The organism is Thalassospira lucentensis (genome assembly GCF_011806425.1).
In the GTDB taxonomy this organism is placed as follows: Bacteria; Pseudomonadota; Alphaproteobacteria; order Rhodospirillales; family Thalassospiraceae; genus Thalassospira; species Thalassospira lucentensis_B.
Map to the genome: position 1 here is coordinate 105,270 of NZ_JAATOV010000007.1, position 15,942 is coordinate 121,211.

12 protein-coding genes are annotated in these 15,942 nt (G+C 51.6%); 3 read left to right on the forward strand and 9 right to left on the reverse strand.

Annotation, left to right across the window (positions count from 1 at the left end; genetic code table 11):
• Nucleotides 1–3: 3 nt before the first annotated feature.
• The gene (gene gmhB, locus HCZ99_RS18605) at nucleotides 4–648 is read right to left on the reverse strand and encodes a D-glycero-beta-D-manno-heptose 1,7-bisphosphate 7-phosphatase (protein ID WP_167448522.1); all 645 of its coding nucleotides are present in this window, start codon (nucleotides 646–648) and stop codon (nucleotides 4–6) included.
• A gap of 197 nt (nucleotides 649–845) precedes the next feature.
• Between gmhB and HCZ99_RS18610 the strand changes: the two genes are divergently transcribed.
• Nucleotides 846–1,721 carry an AEC family transporter gene (locus HCZ99_RS18610; RefSeq protein ID WP_167448523.1) on the forward strand — a complete coding sequence of 292 codons (876 nt, stop codon included), beginning with the start codon at nucleotides 846–848 and terminating at the stop codon, nucleotides 1,719–1,721.
• A gap of 5 nt (nucleotides 1,722–1,726) precedes the next feature.
• Here HCZ99_RS18610 and HCZ99_RS18615 read toward each other — a convergent pair whose 3' ends face one another.
• The 3 genes from HCZ99_RS18615 to glmM all read right to left on the reverse strand — a co-directional run bounded on the left by HCZ99_RS18615 (nucleotide 1,727) and on the right by glmM (nucleotide 4,405).
• A complete protein-coding gene (locus tag HCZ99_RS18615; protein ID WP_167448524.1) occupies nucleotides 1,727–2,083 on the reverse strand; it encodes a hypothetical protein in 357 nt (118 codons plus the stop codon).
• 115 nt (nucleotides 2,084–2,198) lie between these two features.
• Complete coding sequence (thiD, locus tag HCZ99_RS18620) at nucleotides 2,199–2,996, reverse strand: bifunctional hydroxymethylpyrimidine kinase/phosphomethylpyrimidine kinase (protein ID WP_167448525.1); 798 nt, start codon at nucleotides 2,994–2,996, stop codon at nucleotides 2,199–2,201.
• A gap of 59 nt (nucleotides 2,997–3,055) precedes the next feature.
• Nucleotides 3,056–4,405 (reverse strand): phosphoglucosamine mutase, encoded by a 1,350-nt coding sequence (glmM, locus tag HCZ99_RS18625; protein ID WP_167448526.1) that lies wholly within the window; start codon nucleotides 4,403–4,405, stop codon nucleotides 3,056–3,058.
• A gap of 230 nt (nucleotides 4,406–4,635) precedes the next feature.
• Between glmM and HCZ99_RS18630 the strand changes: the two genes are divergently transcribed.
• Nucleotides 4,636–6,705 carry a sensor histidine kinase gene (locus HCZ99_RS18630; protein ID WP_167448527.1) on the forward strand — a complete coding sequence of 690 codons (2,070 nt, stop codon included), beginning with the start codon at nucleotides 4,636–4,638 and terminating at the stop codon, nucleotides 6,703–6,705.
• A 125-nt stretch (nucleotides 6,706–6,830) separates the two neighbouring features.
• Nucleotides 6,831–8,753 (forward strand): sensor histidine kinase, encoded by a 1,923-nt coding sequence (locus tag HCZ99_RS18635; RefSeq protein ID WP_303047868.1) that lies wholly within the window; start codon nucleotides 6,831–6,833, stop codon nucleotides 8,751–8,753.
• Nucleotides 8,754–8,808: 55 nt separating this feature from the next.
• Here HCZ99_RS18635 and HCZ99_RS18640 read toward each other — a convergent pair whose 3' ends face one another.
• From HCZ99_RS18640 to ybgF, 5 genes are all read right to left on the reverse strand, one after another.
• Nucleotides 8,809–9,576: a response regulator transcription factor gene (locus HCZ99_RS18640; RefSeq protein ID WP_167448529.1), complete on the reverse strand. Its 768-nt coding sequence runs from the start codon at nucleotides 9,574–9,576 to the stop codon at nucleotides 8,809–8,811.
• A gap of 304 nt (nucleotides 9,577–9,880) precedes the next feature.
• Nucleotides 9,881–10,996, reverse strand: a complete 1,116-nt coding sequence (gene folP / locus HCZ99_RS18645) for a dihydropteroate synthase (RefSeq protein WP_167448530.1) — start codon at nucleotides 10,994–10,996, stop codon at nucleotides 9,881–9,883.
• A gap of 14 nt (nucleotides 10,997–11,010) precedes the next feature.
• Complete coding sequence (gene ftsH, locus HCZ99_RS18650) at nucleotides 11,011–12,954, reverse strand: ATP-dependent zinc metalloprotease FtsH (RefSeq protein WP_167448531.1); 1,944 nt, start codon at nucleotides 12,952–12,954, stop codon at nucleotides 11,011–11,013.
• A gap of 86 nt (nucleotides 12,955–13,040) precedes the next feature.
• Nucleotides 13,041–14,531: a tRNA lysidine(34) synthetase TilS gene (gene tilS / locus HCZ99_RS18655; protein WP_167448532.1), complete on the reverse strand. Its 1,491-nt coding sequence runs from the start codon at nucleotides 14,529–14,531 to the stop codon at nucleotides 13,041–13,043.
• Nucleotides 14,532–14,543: 12 nt separating this feature from the next.
• Entirely contained in the window at nucleotides 14,544–15,650 is a 1,107-nt protein-coding gene (gene ybgF, locus HCZ99_RS18660; RefSeq protein WP_167448533.1) for a tol-pal system protein YbgF, read from the reverse strand.
• Nucleotides 15,651–15,942 lie beyond the last annotated feature (292 nt).

The window sequence follows — 15,942 nt, forward strand, 5'->3', positions numbered from 1 at the left end:
CGGTTACGACCGGCCCAGCATATCGGTTAAAATGTGATCCACCGCAGCACTAAGATCATCAACAACCAAATCGGCCTTTGTTGCGTCAGGAAGGGCTGCTTCCTTTGCGCCGTGCCCGGTTCGGACGATAATGGTGCGCGTCCCTAACGCCTGCCCGGCTGCAATATCATTGATCCGGTCACCAACCATCACACTTTCAGGCAGTGAAATGGCAAACTCGTCGGCGGCGGCCAGCAGCATACCGGGTTTGGGTTTGCGGCAGTTACTTTCGCGGCGATATGCCCCCTCACCGTCTGGATGAAATGGCGAATAATAAATACCCTGCAGCGATGCATTTTCACGCGCCAGCATCGCGATCATTTCCTGATGAATATCGCGAAGGTCGCCTTCGTTAAGGTATCCACGCGCAATGCCCGACTGATTGGTAACAACAATCACCGGAATGCCCGCCGCATTCAGACGCGCGATGGCCTTGGCCGATCCGGGGATCAATTTTAAATCCGCCACCTTGGACAGGTAATGGACTTCTTGGTTAATAACCCCATCGCGATCGAGAAAAACCGCCGGCAACAGGTTGCGCCGGTCGCGAAAGCGCGGGGCCGGATCGATGAAGTGCCTTTTGACGGTATTTTTCGATGCTTCTTTCATCGTGTGCCTACTGATTTGGGGCCAATTGATGTTGTGAAACAATGCCGTATCGCGGCCCTGAAATACAAGGGGCGTGACACACAATGTGCGACTTTATTCACATCGGCAGAAATTGGTAATACCATTATTTTCTTGCGGCAAAGCAGCGTTGCGTGACAATTTGACCGCAAGTTGCTTTCTGGGGGACCGTTTGACCAATGTTTGCCGATATTTTTGCCATTTTGGCACCTGTTTTTATTACCACCGGGCTTGGCTACGCTTGGGCCCGTGCGGGCAAGCATTTTGACACCAATCTGGTCACCTCGATTGTTACATATTTTGCCACACCATGCTTGACCTTTGCCGCCCTTGCGACAGTTGAACTGGGCGGTGATACATTGATTTCGATGGGAACCGCTGCGGTTGCGGCCAATATCATTTTCGTCATCATTGGCTGGCCGATCCTAAAAGCTTTTAAACTATCCCCACGGACCTATTTGCAATCCCTGACATGGCCGAATGTCGGAAATGTTGGTCTGCCACTATGCCTTCTGGCGTTTGGCAAAGAAGGTTTGGCGTTATCGGTTGCGTTTTTTGCCGCCTATATCGTTATTCAGCTTACCATTGGTGTAGCGTTTGTATCGGGCATCTTTTCGATGCGATCCCTTGCAAAGATGCCGATTATCCCAGCCACCGTGATCGCAACACTGTTTTTGGCGACCGATACCACCGTCCCGGATTGGTTATATAACACCACCAACCTCATCGGACAGCTGACCATCCCGTTGATGCTGTTCACTCTTGGTGTATCGTTGGCAAAACTGCGCCCAGTCAGCTTGGCACGCAGCACAGCGCTTAGCTTGCTGCGTCTTGGCATGGGGTTTGGGGTTGGTCTTGTTTTGTCGGAAGTCATGGGGCTTACCGGCGTAGAACGCGGCGTTGTGATTTTGCAGTGCTCAATGCCCGTTGCGGTGTTCTGTTATCTTTTTGCGCAGCTTTATAACCGTGAACCCGAAGAAGTGGCTGGTGTCGTAATCTGCTCAAGCTTCCTTGCGGCCTTCGCGTTGCCCGCACTGCTTTGGTACGTTTTGTAGGGTTATTATTTTACTTTCAGGCGATACTCGCCTGAAACACCGCCCCCCTCGTCATCTTGGGAATAAAACCCGACGGCGCAATCATACTGGCCCTTTTCAAGGTCAGGATCCCCGCGGTCGGACGCCATGCTGCGCACATATGCCCGGCAGGCTTCAACATCATCAAGGTCGGCATCGGAAATGAAGATGTCGTTGGGTTTTGATCGATCAGGCATATAAACAGCCGTGACCTTTTCCCAAGGTGCGGCATCATCGGTCCAGATCATATCAGCAATGTAGCGTTCAGGGCTTCCGAAACTGACCGTGGCAAGAATGGCAATGCCGCTTGCGATCACGGCACGACGGATCATACTTTTATTCATTCTAATCCCTGCAAGTCAGGCCAAAAGCCACTTTTGAAAACTTATCCATCAGGTTCACGATCACGCAGACAAAAATAAGACGACAATTTCGCCGTCTCGCGGTTTTGCAATCTGCTTAGCCCGTCACCGGATGTGCATGGTTCAGCGGACCGTTTCCTTTGCCGTAATCTGGTGCCGTTCGGATGGCCTCGCGCACATAGGCGCGCGCGCGCGCAACAGAATCCGAAAGCCCCATGCCCTGCGCCAGTCCGGTTGCAATCGAACTTGCAAGCGAACAGCCCGTACCGTGATTGTTTTCCGACGGAATGCGATCACCTTCAAAGCCTTCGACATCGCCATCGTGACGCCACAGGATATCAACAATCTTATCGCCCTCAGCATGACCACCTTTGATCAACACGGACTGAGCACCCAATTCCCCGATTTTATGGGCCGCGGTAATCATGTCTTCTTCGTTGGTAATTTTCATGCCCGACAGCACTTCTGCTTCGGGGATGTTTGGGGTTAGAACCATCGCACACGGTACCATTTTAGATATCAGCGCCTCGACCGCGTCTTCGTTCAAAAGGCGCGAACCGCTTTGCGAAATCATCACCGGATCAACAACCACCGGGATTCCTTCACATTTTGTTTTGATAAATTGCGCAACCGCATCAATTACCGGCACACTATGGAGCATACCGGTTTTAATCGCATCTGCACCAATATCATCAATCGTTACGGTGGCCTGCTGAACGATCAATTCCGGCGCAATGCCCAGAACATCAAACACGCCAGTGGTATTTTGGATCGTAAGGGCGGTGATTGCAGTTGCCGCATAACCGCCAAGGCATGTCACCGATTTAATATCGGCCTGAATACCTGCCCCACCGGAACAATCAGAACCAGCGATAATTAAGACACGACCCTTCATGATCGTCCTCCTCAACACCCTAAAACCCAAATAAACATCTTCGCAGTTTCGGCGTGAAATTAACCTGCCACCACGGTGATTTCGGCAACGATACCATCGACAATTTGTTCGACCTTAACCGCATCGTCGCCTTCGGCCATGACACGGATCAGCGGTTCGGTTCCGGATTTACGAATCAGAACCCGTCCGTCGCCGTTAAAGGCCTTTTCGGCAGACGAAATCGCATCGATCACACTGCTTTGTGACAGCGGATCAGCCCCGGCAGAATAGCGCACATTTTTCAAAATTTGCGGCAACGGTTCAAACACGCGGCTCATTTCCGAAACAGGTCCGCTGCGCGATGCCAGAACGGCCAGGACCTGAAGCCCCGCCAAAAGCCCATCACCAGTTGAGGCAAAATCAGACAGCACGATATGGCCCGATTGTTCGCCGCCGACATTACAATCAAGGGCGCGCATCTGCTCAACCACATAGCGGTCACCGACCTTGGTCCGGATTAAACGCAGATTGTTCTTTTCAAGATAGCGTTCAAGACCAAGATTGGACATAACGGTCGCCACCAAAGCATCGCCGCGCAGCTGTCCAGTCCGCTTCCAGTGAGTCGTCACAAGGCCCATTAACTGGTCGCCATCGATCAAATGGCCTTTTTCGTCACACATCTGAATGCGATCCGCATCACCATCAAGGGCAATACCGACATCGGCCTTTTCAGACAACACGCGATCACACATGGTTTTTGTGTAGGTCGAACCACATTGATCATTAATGTTCATGCCGTTGGGCTTCGTCCCGATTTCAACGACTTCGGCACCAAGTTCACGCAGAACTTTGGGCGCGACGGAATAAGCCGCACCATTTGCACAATCCAGAACGATCCGAAGCCCTTCGAGCGATACCGAGCCCGGAAGCGATGATTTCACAGCTTCTATATAGCGCCCCGGCGCATCATCAATACGCTGCGCACGACCCAACGCATTTGCCGGGACAAGCTTTGGCGACAAATCGCTGTCCATCAGGGCTTCGATTTCCAACTCGACCTTATCAGACAGCTTGAACCCATCCGGACCAAACAGCTTAATACCATTATCCTGAAACGGATTGTGAGAAGCGGAAATCATCACGCCGATATCGGCACGCATGGATTTGGTCAGCATGGCCACGGCTGGTGTTGGCATTGGCCCCACCAGCATCACATCCATCCCCATCGACGTAAAGCCGGCCACCAATGCCGGTTCAAGCATATAGCCTGACAGGCGGGTATCTTTACCGATCACGACCTTGTGGCGGTGATCCCCACGGGTGAAGTAATGGCCGGCAGCCATACCAACTTTCAATGCGACTTCTGCAGTCATCGGTGCGGTATTGGCTGTTCCGCGAATGCCGTCTGTGCCAAAATATTTGCGGCTCATGCGTGTGTTCTCTATCTGTCTGCCGGTTTAAATCCCGGGTTCATACATTCTGACTGCCGGTTATATCAAAGTGACGTTTCAATGCTACCGGCAAGTGACACATTTTAACGTTCGGTTCGCGACCATTCGGTTAACGCGCCCCTATAAGAATAATCTGATAAAACCAATGACCTGGTCAGCAAAAACAGCTATCAGAACACCATATCGAAATGTGTTTTTTTGGGGGCACTTTGCGCGAAGTTCGCCAGTTCTTGGCATTGTGCGGCATTTGGGCCGTTGTGATCATTGCCCTTATCGGTTCCATGACATCGTTTGGGTCTATCGCATCGGCACAGACCGAAATGCCCCAGCTTGTCTTGCCTGCAAAGGGGATCGCCGCGCACATTGACCTCAACCGGTTTATGGAGCGCCTTCAAGCAGATCTTCCGATCGAGACCCCTGTCGATTTGATCGACACGCCATCTTCGGAATTTGAACGCGTCGAAGGCACACCTGCTGCTGGGTATATCAAGCGGATGGTTTGGTACCGATTACCGTTTTCCGTTACCGCCCAAGACAAAAATGTCTTTACGCCAACATATATCGAAATTGGTCCACCGCACCTTAATGAGATCAACGTCTTTGTCATCGACGACAAGACGCGAAATGTCGTCTGGAACAATAGACTTGGTGACCGGATTCCCAATGGTCCCAAAACGCTCAGCAGCCTAAAGCACCTTTCGGAATGGCCGGTTTTAACCGTGGGACAGTATTGGTTAATCATCGGAATACAAACCACCAGTGCCCATATTTTTCAGGCAAAGCTTTACGCCCAAGCTGAAATGATCTCCGACACCGAAGAACATAACCTTTTGCACAGCAGCTTTCTTGGCGTTCTGCTGGTCTTGTTTGGGGTTTATCTGACGTTTGGCATCATTACGCGCGACAAGTCCATTCTTTGTTACAGCTTTTATGTCGCATCCATATTGATGATCAATTTGGGCACCTCGGGTTATGCCCAACTGGTTTTAAAAGATATGTGGCCACACGCCAGCGACTTTGTTGTCGGTGCCGGTTCGGCACTTTCAATCGGTTCGGTGATCGCGATGTGGGCGCATATTATTCGGCTTGATCATTACAATCCGCCGGTTTACCGGGCCATGCTGATCTTTTCCGTATTGGCAATTGCGGGTTCTGTCACCGCCATATCGGATTCCTATATCTATTTCATGCGAATCTTCCTTGTCCCCGTTCTGGCTTTGATGATCACGCTATTTATCTATCTGTTTTATATTGCCTATCGTGAAAAGCGGATCGCGTCGCATCTGTATTTTTTGATCGCACTTGGTCTGCCATCGCTTGCCGCTATTGTCACTGTTTTCGCATTGCTTGGTGCCCTGCCGATCACGGCGTTTACAGCCAACATGCACCAGTACAGCTCTTTTGTGCATCTCGCGATGCTTGCGATTGCGATGGGGTATCGCACTTACAAACTGACACGTCAGTCAAGTAAAGCTCATCATAACAATCGCCGGGTCGATCAGCTTGCTGGGGAACAACGCACCTTCATTACGATGCTGTCGCATGAGTTCCGTACACCACTGGCGATCATTCAACGGTCTGCCGAAATTCTTGGACTACATATGCGAAGTGAACCCGTCGCGGTCCATAACCGCCTTGCCACCATTCGCGGGAACGCAGCGCAGCTTTCTGGATTGGTTGATGCCTTTCTGACCAAGGAAACACTTGATAGCGCAAACTTCACCACATCCTTGCAGCCAACCAACATCGATGAATTGCTACGTGAATTGATCAGCCAGCGTAATCGCGAAACCCCTGATCATCAGGTTGGGTTTAGAAATGTCGATTTTGCTGTCGTTAATATTGACCGCATTCTGTTTGAACGTGCGATTATCAACTTGATCGAAAATGCCCGAAAATACGCACCCGGCGCGCCAGTATGGATCGCGTGTAATCGGGCATCAAACGGGTTTGTCTATATTCGGGTTATTGACGACGGTCCCGGTATTCCGCTTGATGATCTTTCGCGCGTATCTAGTGCGTTTTACCGAGGACAAGATGCGGGCGTCACCCAAGGTGTTGGCCTTGGCCTGCACATCACCAACCGCATTATCGAGGCTCATAACGGATCGATGTCAATCTCTGTCGGTGAAAATGCCGGCACCACGGTGATGATCAAAATCCCCTATAACCGGAAAGAAACAGTCCAAAAATCCAACTCGGATTTCTTTACATTACCGACCAGTCAGCGGGCAAAAGATCGTCCTGATCAGAATGATGATGGGGCTAAGAAGTCATGAATATCTCAGCCCGATCAATTCGTCATTTCGTCAAACGCATGACGCTATTGCGCGAAAATTTCAATCGCGCATATGGGGCAACTTTGCGGGGCTTTACGCTCGCGACCCTACTCATTGTTTTTACAATGATAATTGGGGGGAATGCTGCACAGGCCCATGGCAGCACACCGCCTACCGCGGGACATGCCGATGAAATTGTATTGGGCGGAACACTTCCTGGGAAACTCGACCTAACCCCGTATCTTTCTTGGTATGTCGACAAAAGCAAACAGATGCCCCTTGAGGCTGTGCGTACGCTTTCGCTGCAGGATTTCAGCCAAAGTAAGGGCATCCCATCATTTGGCTATACGACAAATATCATCTGGTACCGGGTCGATTTTTCTGTGGATCAGGTTTGGGACGCACGCCCCTTGATCGAGGTACAGCCCAATTACCTCAATTTCATTGATATGTATCTTTTCAAAGAGACACAAAGTGCCAAAGGAACAAACGCCCTTTGGCACACGAGCATGGGCGACCACATTCCTTCAAGCCAAAGACCGTATAAAGGTGAGTCTCATGTCGCGGATTTACCGCAACTTGATACCGGGTCGTATCAGTTGTTTATTCGCGTACAATCGAACAGTGCCAACTTGCTTACACTTACGCTTTGGCAGTCCAACGACCTGATTTCGTCGATTACACGACGCAACCTTGTGGCCAATGTCTTCTTTGGCATTTTTATCAGTATTGGCATTTCGTATTTCATCCTTGGCCTGATCGCACGTGATGCGGTGGTTGTCACGTATGGGCTTTGGATTGCGTCCGTGGGGATGGTGATATCGATTGTTGATGGCTTTGGCTTAAGCCACCTGCGCCCGGAAGTCCCATGGATTAACGACCTGATTTTGGGCGGCTCCAACATTATATCGCAAGCTGTGGGCATTTTCCTATGGCTACATATTATGGACTTCCGCAACCGCGCACCCAAGGTATTTTGGCTCGGCATGGTGTATTGCGCCGTCATTTTAAGTTTCATCGTTGGGACGACGAACGATCTTTACACCATCTTTGGCGCTTATATCGCCCCGTCAGTGTCGGTTTTCATGGCCTGCATGTGCTTGGTTTTGGTCAAACGCCTGATTTATGATTTCAGAAACCCAGCACTTTGGGCCTATTTAGTCGCCCTCGCCCTGCCCAGTACCGCAGCCATTATGTTGCAACTGTCCCACACAGGCTGGATCCAGGCCACCCCACTGACCCTTGGGCTGCATCAGTTCACGTTTATATTTCACGTATTTGCAATGGGCTTATTGATGGCGATACGCCTGTTGCAGCTTGAGCGCGACAGAGTAATCGCTTCAAACAAAGCCGAGGAAACCACGTCGCTTGTTGGAGAGCAACGCAAGCTCATTTCAATGCTATCGCACGAGTTTCGAACCCCGCTTGCCGTTATTCAACGATCGGCGGAGATGTTAATGCTGCTATCAAAGAAGCAAAGCGACGACGTCTGGGCACGATTGCAACGCATTCAATTTCAGGCCACCAAACTCGCCCGCCTCGTTGATATTTTCCTGAACAAAGACGGCATTGACGATAAGGAGTTTTCGCTCGCGCGGGAGCCCGCAAATATAAATGACTTCATGGCAGAATTTGTCAAAGATACAAGTCGCGCAGACGCCAAAATTATTCTGAGATGTATCGATACCGAGGCTGTCGAAGCCTATATCGACGAGCCGTTAATGGCGCTGGTCATGACCAACCTTGTCGAGACGTCACGGCGTTTTGCGCGCGGCACACCAATTGGCATTCAAGTCCGCCTGCAAAACAGCCAACTGGCCGAAATATCAATCCCCTGCCAAGGCGAAGACCTAAACGATGAGGAAGTGTTGCTGATCGGAAATGCTTTGTTCCGACGAGACTTGGAAACAAAGTCGCTGCGCAATGCGCTGGGCCTTCACATTTCCCAACGCATTATTGACGCACATGGTGGGTCGATAAAGTTGCGTGACTTGGGAACCAACGGCATTGAACTATGCGTTCTATTGCCCTGTGAAGTTCTGACTTAGGCGCCTAAGGCACAAGACGGATCAACGCGCGTCCATCCCATCAAGCTGTTCCAGTTTAGGATTGATCGTCCGCTTCAATGTCGCCTTCGGCTTCGCCGGAGACCGATCCAACAGATGTGAAAGCGTAACCACGGCCATATGCGGTCCGCACCGGAAGTTCTTCACCAGTTTGTTTTAGGACTTTTTGGCGTACCCGTCGGATCGCGGTATCAAGGTTACGGCAATTTTCCGCTGTATCCGCCTTGCCGAGCGCAATAACGATCTCGGGTCTGGTCAGCCACGCACCATCCGCCTCAATCAACAGCTTTACAATTGTACGTTCGGCCGCGGTCAGCGATGCCGGTGTCCCCTTTGGGTTCAACAACGTCCAATTAAGCATATCGAGAACCCAGCTATCTTGTTCTGCTGGGCTGCTGTCCCCGCCTTTATTATCGGCGCGCGATGCGCGTCGAAGAAGCGGCTGCAAGGCGGCTTCAATCACGGACAAGGGGCTGTCTTTGGTCAGATAAACGTCCGCACCGGACTTATAGCCCGTCAGGTGGTTGTCCATCCCCGAGAGGGATGTCAGCATCATGATCCCGCAATCAATATTCTGACGAACATGTTTGGCAAGATCGTAACCATCGGCATCAGGCAGCATGATATCAAGAATGACAGCGTGGGGCTTTTTCTGCTCAAGCGCGCGGTAGAAGCTTGCACCGGTTTCACATCCGGTGACGTCAAAGCCGCACATTTCAAGATATTCACAAAGGTCTTTGTTCAGATCGATGTTGTCTTCAACGACAAAGACGCATTGCCCCGTCTGACCTTGACTTGATGTCATACTTTTTTCCGAAGTCTGTAAGCGCGACAATTCATCGATAAATGAACATGTCGAACTCGACGTTTTCTCAACCTAAAAATGTGACATTTTATATCACGTTGTTTCTTCTGCTCTTTTTTTTAGTCCTGCACGCGCGGATTGCGCAAGCCCGAACCGCAAAAGGTCAGAAATTGCCAGAATTCAATTTTACGAATGGCAAACTCTACCCAATAAGAGAATATCCTTATTGGGTAGATGACGCCTGCTTTTACTCAATCTAGAAGAAATAGCAACCTATACAATCATCAAGGTACAGGTTGATTTCCTAAACCAGTGCTGTCGAGCTCGCGACTGAGATGGCCTGCACTGTTTCTTGAACATCATGGACACGGATCATCTGCGCGCCATGTCGCCATCCGTTGACAGCCGATGCAATTGAACCGCCCAGCCGTTGTTTCGGCTCGGCTTTCGGATCGATTTTACCGATAAAGGACTTACGCGACGTTCCAAGCAAAATCGGGCAGCCCAAACCGTGGAACAGCGCCAGTCGTGACAAAAGTTCCAAGTTATGCGACAGCGTTTTGCCAAACCCGATACCCGGATCAATACAGATTTTATCGCGTGCAATCCCGGCCCGTTCACAGCTTTCGATACGATCAAGCAGATAGTCATAAACATCAAGTGCCGCGCAATCATATTGCGGGTCTGCCTGCATGGTGCCTGGCTCACCCTGCATATGCATCAGCATCACAGGTGCGCCCAAACGTGCAGCAACCTCAAGCGAACGGTCATCGCCCTCAAGTCCGGTCACGTCATTGATGATGGTTGCCCCTGCCTCAATGGCGGCTTCCATCACATTGGCATGACGGGTATCGATTGACACAACATGCCCGTAATCAGCAAGGGCGCGAATGACCGGCACGACACGTTCGATTTCTTCGGCCTCGGTAACCTCGTCTGCACCGGGACGGGTCGACTCCCCGCCAACGTCAAGGATAGAAGCTCCAAGCGCCGCCAGCTCCCGACCTCGGGCAATTGCCTGTTCTGTGGTGTTATAATCCCCACCATCGGAAAAACTGTCGGGCGTTACATTAACAATGCCCATAACATGGCATGACGCCATATCAAGTCCGGCAAAGTCGGCACGCTTGGTCATCAAGCGATCAAGCACATTGTTTATTTCATCAACACGTCCGCTATTTTGAACCCAGCCTTCAAGGGCAAGGAGCGGTAGGATCATGCTTTCAGCGCCACCGCCATCGCGGCGACGGATGATCTCAAGTGCGGAAAAGCCACGGCGGGATCCCGCCAGTGGAAGCGTATTGGGATCATCGGCATGGTCGATGAAACCGGTAGGTGCGTAATAAAGCGGTCCGTCAAAATCAGCAAAGCCCCGCACATCGGCGGGGCTTCGCAGGACCGATCGGGTGATCTTGTCCATCAGTCTCTTTCTTTTTAGCTGCCCGGTTGCGGCTCTGGGGACAGGTCCCCGCCACTTTCATCCGGGCTGTCTTTGGGGGCAGCGCCAGCACTCGGTACGGTTGAACGACGTCCACCACCCGAATCCTTGCCACTGCCGCTTGAATGACCTGAGCGGTTAATTTCTTCGCCACGCAGAAGCGCGTCGATTTCTTTACCCGACAGGGTTTCGTATTCCAAAAGCGCCTTGGCCAGAACATGCAGGTCATCCAGATGTTCCGTCAGAACCCGCTTGGCGAATTCATAGGCTTCATCCGAATAACGACGCACTTCTTCGTCAATCATCTGCGCAGTTTTCTCAGAGATATTCTTATGCTGGGCAACGCTATGTCCTAAGAAGACCTCTTCCTGATTATCAACATATTTGACGTTACCAAGAATGTCTGAGAAGCCCCATTCAGTCACCATCTTGCGCGCATACTGCGTCACCATGTTGATGTCCGAAGATGCGCCAGTCGTAACCTTGTCCTTACCAAAGATAAGTTCCTCGGCAACACGACCGCCCATGGCGACAGCCAGATCAGAAATCAGCTGTTCATAGGATTTCGAAACCTGATCACGTTCTGGCAAACGCATCACCATACCCAGTGCACGACCGCGTGGGATAATGGTTGCCTTATGGATCGGATCGGACGCCGGGGTGTGCAAGGCGACAAGGGCGTGACCACCTTCGTGATAGGCTGTCAGCTTTTTCTCGTCATCGGTCATGATCATGGAACGACGTTCCGCGCCCATCATGACTTTGTCCTTGGCATTTTCAAAGTCGGCCATGGTGACAACGCGTTTGCCAAGACGGGCAGCAAGAAGGGCCGCCTCATTGACAAGATTGGCAAGATCCGCACCAGAGAAGCCCGGGGTACCACGTGCAACCGTCCGCAAATCAACATCCGGCCCCAAAGGAACCTTACGCGCATGGACACCAAGAATGTGTTCACGGCCTTCAAGATCCGGGTTCGGAACCACAACCTGACGGTCAAAACGACCTGGACGCAGCAATGCGGGATCAAGAACGTCCGGACGGTTCGTTGCCGCAACAAGGATCACACCTTCGTTGGCTTCAAAACCATCCATCTCGACCAGCAATTGGTTAAGCGTCTGTTCACGTTCGTCATTCCCGCCGCCAAGACCAGCACCACGATGGCGACCAACGGCGTCGATCTCATCGATAAAGATGATGCATGGCGCGTTCTTTTTGCCCTGTTCGAACATGTCACGCACACGAGATGCACCGACACCAACAAACATTTCAACAAAGTCAGAACCCGAAATGGTGAAGAACGGAACGTTTGCTTCGCCGGCAATCGCACGTGCAAGAAGCGTTTTACCGGTACCCGGAGGACCAACCAGCAACATGCCTTTGGGGATTTTACCGCCAAGACGCTGGAATTTCTGCGGGTCGCGCAGGAAATCAACAACTTCTTCAAGTTCGTTTTTGGCTTCTTCAATACCAGCAACGTCTTCAAAGGTGACACGACCTGATTTCTCGGTCAGCATTTTCGCCTTTGATTTGCCAAAGCCCATGGCTTTGCCGCCACCGCCCTGCATTTGACGCATGAAGAAAATCCAGACCCCGATGATCAACAGCATCGGCAACCAGCTGATCAGCGCACTCATCAGTGGCGACAGGCTTTCTTCCGGCTTTGCTACAATCCGGACACCCTTATCGTTCAATTTTTCAACAAGGTTCGGATAATCGGGGGTGTATACATTAACAGAGCGACCATCGCGCGTTTGTGCGCTCAGGGTGTTCCCCTGAATTGTGACTTCTGAAATCTGGCCCGTATCAACTTCTGCCAGGAAGTCCGAAAACGCCATCGACGACTGACCGGACTGTCCAGAGGGCGACTGAAACAGGTTAAACAAGGCCACCAAAAGGATGGCTATGATAACCCACAGTGCGAGATTTTTTCCCATATTCATTCCAAGCTACTGGTCGCAAAATATTTCTACCGTCACGCACAATCTTCCTGCGCAAGGCATGGCTAACAAATAGTCAAAAGCCTCGGTTACGCAAGTAGGCAGACGGGGTTCGGTAACGATTTGAACCCACTTTCCCATAAAGGGATGCGTGGTGCAAACCGCCATCGTCCATCCATGCCATATTCACCCCTGCCCTGGGGTTCTGCGCAGCCGGAAGCGGATAATACGTCGGAAAGCTTCGAAACCTCAAGCCCACCAACGGATAGCAAGCCTTCTTTATCGTAGAGAGCAGGCATGGATGCAAGGGCTGCGCGTGGTAATTCAGCAATAAATGCGAAGAATTGCCCCAATGCCGCACGAAATGCCTTCGTGTGAAACACATCACAAAGCATCAGCGGACCAATATAAAGCACCGTTTCAGGGGCAATAGTCGCCGCTGAAACCGTCCATTCAAACCGATGATCCCAAATCACACGACCGCCAGATCGCACCAGATTTGCGTCAACAACCTGCGGTGTTTGGTCCATGCGCCCGACTTCACGGTAAATATAAAGCCGCCCAGCCTTTTGGTGAACAATACACCCACCAAGACTGATCCGGGGTTTAGCGTGCATTTTTAGAGACGTCAAAAGGCTGCTTAACGCATCAAAGGGCGGCATATAAACCATTCCTCCGATGGTCCGAATAACATGCCCCAGCGCATAGCAAGCTACATCAGCATCTGAACAGCTTAAGATTGTCTCGGAGTCGACAACAGCAACTCCAACCGGCAAAATCGTTACCGACTGGGCGAGAAGCCTTGCAAGCTGCGCTTCGATTTCATGTCGGGTTTCGATAGCGTCCGATTGCGTCTTTTCCACCTCACCCACTATGCCGCACGCGGTATCACCAAGTAATTCGTCAGTTTGACGAATCCGCACGCGTTCAAATTTTGGATTTTGGTTCGACGGATCTTCGACCCATTCTTGCCCGCGCTCCTTCAAGGTCGCGATCAGGTCAGCTTTATCGACCGACAAAAGCGGACGCAATAATCGCGTCGACGTCAGAAAACGGCGCGCAGACATGCCAGCACGCCCCATCGGACGGCTACCACGGGACTGACGCATCGCAATGGTTTCTGATTGATCATTGTGGTGATGTGCGACCAAAAGGTGGAAAACACCGTGATCCTCACAGGCTTGATCCAGCAATCGATAACGGGCAATGCGCGCTTTTTCTTGCATCGCCCCTTTTGGCTTTGGGCCAATCCACCGCGAAACAATGTGCGCGATCCCATGGTTCTGTAGCTGTTGTCCGACCCAATGGGCTTCGGCTGCCGAATCGTCGCGCAATCCATGGTCGACGGTCATCGCAATGACTTTGCCACCACGCGCGCTGGCCCAACCATGGGCCAATAGCGCCAAGACCATGCTGTCTGCACCGCCCGATACCGCAACCGCCAGATAAGGTTTGGCCTCAAAGGGGGCGAAACTTTGCATTAGCTCAGCAAAGACAACGGCGTCCAATGGTGTTCCATCGGACGCCGCGCGATCATCTGAATGTGGTTTGTCGGTGTATGTCGTATCAGACTGGGTCATGTTGCCGGGTTCTTAAGAACATCCGCGATTTTTGCGTTCTTGACGCGCGCGATCAAGAACAACCCCCGACGCATCCGGGAAATTATCGATCAGATGACCAAAGGTGGTGCAGGCATCCTCGGTTTTCCCAAGATTAGCCAACGACATACCAAGTTTCAAAAGATTATCAGGCGCTTTTGAACTGTCAGGATAGGTCTGGAACCCCTCGGTAAAGGCAATGGCCGCATTTTCATACTCACCGCGCACGTAATAGGTTTCACCCAACCAATATTGCGCGTTGCCCGCCAACGGGTCCTTCGGATGGTTTTTAACAAAAGCCGCAAGTGCCCGCTGAGCTTCGCCAAATTCCTGACGGCGCAACAACCCAAAAGCATTGCGGTACTGTTCTTCTGGTGTCCCGGTCGCAGCCGTTTCGGTTGGCGCAGAATTTCCGCCAGATGCGCCCTGGGGGATTTGCGGCGGCTGACCTTCGTTTTCGATCACACCAAACAATTGGCTGCCACGATCATTAAGCGTCTCGCCCGATCCCGCGCCACCGGCTGCACCCGCAGCATTTGCGTTCGATGCACCGTTTTGATCCGCGTTCCCGCCATTAGAAGTCGCCGCAAGCGGCGCACCAGCGCCCTTTTCAATCTGGCTAAGGCGATAGTCCACGTCAGAGACCAAGCGATCAAGACGGTCTTCAATTTTGCGGATTCGGAAATCAAATTGTTCGATCTGGCCGGTCAACTGGGTCGCCGTGCGTTCAAGATCGTTAATCTGGACCTGCTGACGTGCGGCTGCCGGGGTGGATGAACCACCACCCGATGCGGCGGAACCTTCTGGAACACCTTCGCGGTAAACATAACGCTGCAGCAGATCAAGATCCTTGCGCAGCTGTTCGACCTGACGTCCAACGTTTGAATCCTGGGCAAATGCAGAAACAGGTGTAAGTGCTGTTACGCTGGCAAGTGCGCCAAGGGTCAAAGCAACCAAAAATCCGCGACCTTTGAACACGGACGCAGCCCCTTTTCCACCGCTAAGAAGGCGGGAATTGGTGTGTGCGCGGAATGCCTGATTGGTATGTTCGCGCGCCTGCGCGGTTGAGCGATCCCGGATCATTGTTAGAGCCTGTTGCATTTAATCTGCTCCATTATTTTGTTTGCTTTGGCGTTTTATGTTGCAAGGCACAGCATGCGCGACGACGCCGTGGCGTCAATCAAACGATGTAACACCGCGAAGCGCGGCGAACAGTATCCCGGCCAGACAGAATAATGTTTCTGGCAAAATGAGGGGATTACATGCAGCAGGCTCTTGCTCCTTTAGCGTCGATGCAAAGTGTTAAATGCCGATTTCAACAAGGCATAAGTATATTTTCAAACATTTCGAGGCGGCAAAAATAAGGCGCCTGCCCCAACCGGGACAGGCGCCT